At 71.0% G+C, this 2,926-nt stretch carries 2 protein-coding genes; one reads left to right on the top strand and one right to left on the bottom strand.

Annotated features, from left to right (window positions below; translation table 11 throughout):
• The first annotated feature begins 150 nt into the window (after positions 1 to 150).
• Positions 151 to 2,019 (top strand): molecular chaperone DnaK, encoded by a 1,869-nt coding sequence (gene dnaK / locus C1I97_RS34515; protein ID WP_111006923.1) that lies wholly within the window; start codon positions 151 to 153, stop codon positions 2,017 to 2,019.
• Between the two features lie 19 nt (positions 2,020 to 2,038).
• Here the strand turns inward: dnaK and C1I97_RS34520 are convergent, their stop codons facing one another.
• Positions 2,039 to 2,848 (bottom strand): SAM-dependent methyltransferase, encoded by an 810-nt coding sequence (locus C1I97_RS34520; RefSeq protein WP_111006924.1) that lies wholly within the window; start codon positions 2,846 to 2,848, stop codon positions 2,039 to 2,041.
• Between the last annotated feature and the right edge of the window lie 78 nt (positions 2,849 to 2,926).

The raw sequence follows: 2,926 nt of genomic DNA on the forward strand, positions 1-2,926 counted from the left end.
TCCCCCGTCCGCCGATGCCGCACCCCGCCCCGGGGTGCGGCACCGGCGTTTCCGTGTTCACCTCCGCAGCCGCCGGGGTACTCGGCATTGACAACAACGCACTCAAGTTTTTTGCTGGAGAACAGGAGACCCTGGCGGAAGGGGACGGAGATGGCACGTGCGGTCGGGATCGATCTCGGGACGACGAACTCGGTGGTGGCCGTCCTGGAGGGCGGCGAGCCCACCGTCGTCGCCAACGCCGAGGGCGCGCGGACCACACCGTCGGTCGTGGCGTTCGCCAAGAACGGCGAGGTGCTGGTCGGTGAGGTGGCCAAGCGGCAGGCGGTGACGAACGTGGACCGCACCGCCCGCTCCGTCAAGCGCCACATGGGGGACGCGCACTGGCGCTTCCCCGACAAGGGCTCCGTCGACGGCACCCGCTACCGGGCGCAGGAGCTGTCCGCGCGGGTCCTGCAGAAGCTGAAGCGGGACGCGGAGGCCTACCTCGGCGAGGACGTCACGGACGCGGTGATCACCGTGCCGGCGTACTTCGACGACGCTCAGCGGCAGGCGACGAAGGAGGCCGGGGAGATTGCCGGCCTGAAGGTCCTCAGGATCATCAACGAGCCGACGGCCGCCGCGCTCGCCTACGGCCTGGACCGGGGCGAGGAGCAGACGGTCCTGGTCTTCGACCTCGGCGGCGGCACCTTCGACGTGTCCCTGCTGGAGATCGGCGACGGCGTCATCGAGGTCAAGGCCACCAACGGCGACACCCACCTCGGCGGCGACGACTGGGACCAGCGGGTCGTCGAGCACCTGGTCAAGCGGTTCAAGGGCCAGTACGGCATCGACCTCGGCAACGACAAGATGGCGGTGCAGCGGCTGCGCGAGGCCGCAGAGAAGGCCAAGATCGAACTGTCGGCGTCCTCCGAGACGACCATCAACCTGCCCTACATCACCGCCTCCGCGGAGGGCCCGCTGCACCTGGACGAGAAACTCACCCGGGCCCAGTTCCAGGAGCTGACCGCCGATCTGCTGGACCGCTGCAAGAAGCCCTTCCACCAGTCGGTCAAGGACGCGGGCATCGCGCTGTCGGCCATCGACCACGTGATCCTCGTCGGCGGCTCCACCCGGATGCCGGCGGTGACCGACCTGGTGCGGGACCTCACCGGCAAGGACCCGCACAAGGGCGTCAACCCCGACGAGGTGGTGGCCGTGGGCGCCGCCCTCCAGGCGGGCGTGCTCCGCGGCGACGTCAAGGACGTCCTCCTCCTCGACGTCACCCCGCTGTCCCTGGGCATCGAGACCAAGGGCGGCATCATGACCAAGCTGATCGAGCGCAACACCACGATCCCGACCCGGCGTTCGGAGATCTTCACCACGGCCACCGACAACCAGCCCTCGGTCGGCATCCAGGTCTACCAGGGCGAGCGGGAGATCGCCGCGTACAACAAGAAGCTCGGCGTCTTCGACCTCACCGGGCTGCCGCCCGCCCCGCGCGGGGTGCCGCAGATCGAGGTCGCCTTCGACATCGACGCGAACGGGATCATGCACGTCTCCGCCAAGGACCTCGCGACCGGCCGCGAGCAGAAGATGACCGTGACCGGCGGCTCGGCGCTGCCCAAGGACGACATCGACCGCATGATGCGGGACGCCGAGCAGTACGCCGAGGAGGATCGCAAGCGCCGGGAGGCCGCCGAGACCCGCAACCAGGCCGAGCAGCTCGTCTACCAGACCGAGAACTTCCTCCGCGAGAACGGCGACCGCATCCCGGCCGACACCAAGTCCGAGGTCGAGACGGCCGCCGCCGAGGTCAAGACCCTCCTCAAGGACAACGCCGACACCCCCGCCCTGCGCACCGCCATCGACCAGCTGGCCTCCGTCAGCCAGAAGATGGGCCAGGCCATGTACGCCCAGGCCCAGCAGACGGCCTCGGACTCGGAACCCACCGGCCCCCGCACCGCTCCCCAGGACGAGGAGGGCGTGGTGGACGCGGAGATCGTCGACGAGGACCGGGACACCAAGGACGGAGCGGCCTGACGCCGCCCGGCCGGTTCCGTCAGGGCTTGCGGGCCACTCCCGCGTACACCGGGACCGCGCCCTCGGCGAGGGCCTCGGCGTCCTCCGGGCCCGGCCGCCAGGCCAGGACCGGGACCACGCCCGGGTCGAGGAGGTCGAGGCCGGTGAAGAAGCGGGAGAACTCCGCGTGGGTGCGGGGGTGGAAGGGGGTGCCGCCGCGGCGGAAGAGGTCCGCCGCCCTGGCCACGCCCTCGGGGCTGATGTCCTGGGTGACCTGGGACAGGATCACCAGGCTGCCCGGGGCGAGGGCGGAGACGTAGCGCTCCAGGAGGCCGTACACGTCGTCCGTGTCGTCCGAGAGGTAGTGGGTGAGCGCCACGAGGGACAGCGCCACCGGCCGACCGAGGTCCAGCGACTCGCCCGCCAGGCGCAGGATCGTTCCGGGGTCGCGCACATCGGCGTGGACGTAGTCGGTACGGCCCTGCTGCGAGCCGTGCAGCAGCGCCTCGGCGTGCCGCAGCACGACCGGGTCGTTGTCGGCGTACACCACTCTCGACTCGGGGGCGGCCCCCTGGGCCACCTGGTGCAGGTTGGGCCCGGTGGGGATGCCCGTGCCGATGTCCAGGAACTGGCGTATCCCGGCCTCCGCGGCCGTGAGCACCGCGCGGTGCATGAAACGGCGGTTGGCCCGCGCCCCGCGCACCGCGGTGCCGTCCGCGGCCAGGATCCCGCGGGCCAGCTCCTCGTCCACCGGGTAGTTGTCCTTGCCGCCCAGCCACCAGTCGTACACCCGGGCGGGGTGCGGCCTGCTGGTGTCGATGCGGGTGGGCGCGGTGTCGGATCCGGTCATGCGTCGTTCTCTCCTCGGCTTGTTCGGGGTGCGGGAAACCTTGGGGAACCAGAGGAACGGGGGGCAGGGGCGGTTCAG

It is taken from the genome of Streptomyces sp. NTH33 (assembly GCF_003236365.1).
GTDB lineage: Bacteria > Actinomycetota > Actinomycetes > Streptomycetales > Streptomycetaceae > Streptomyces.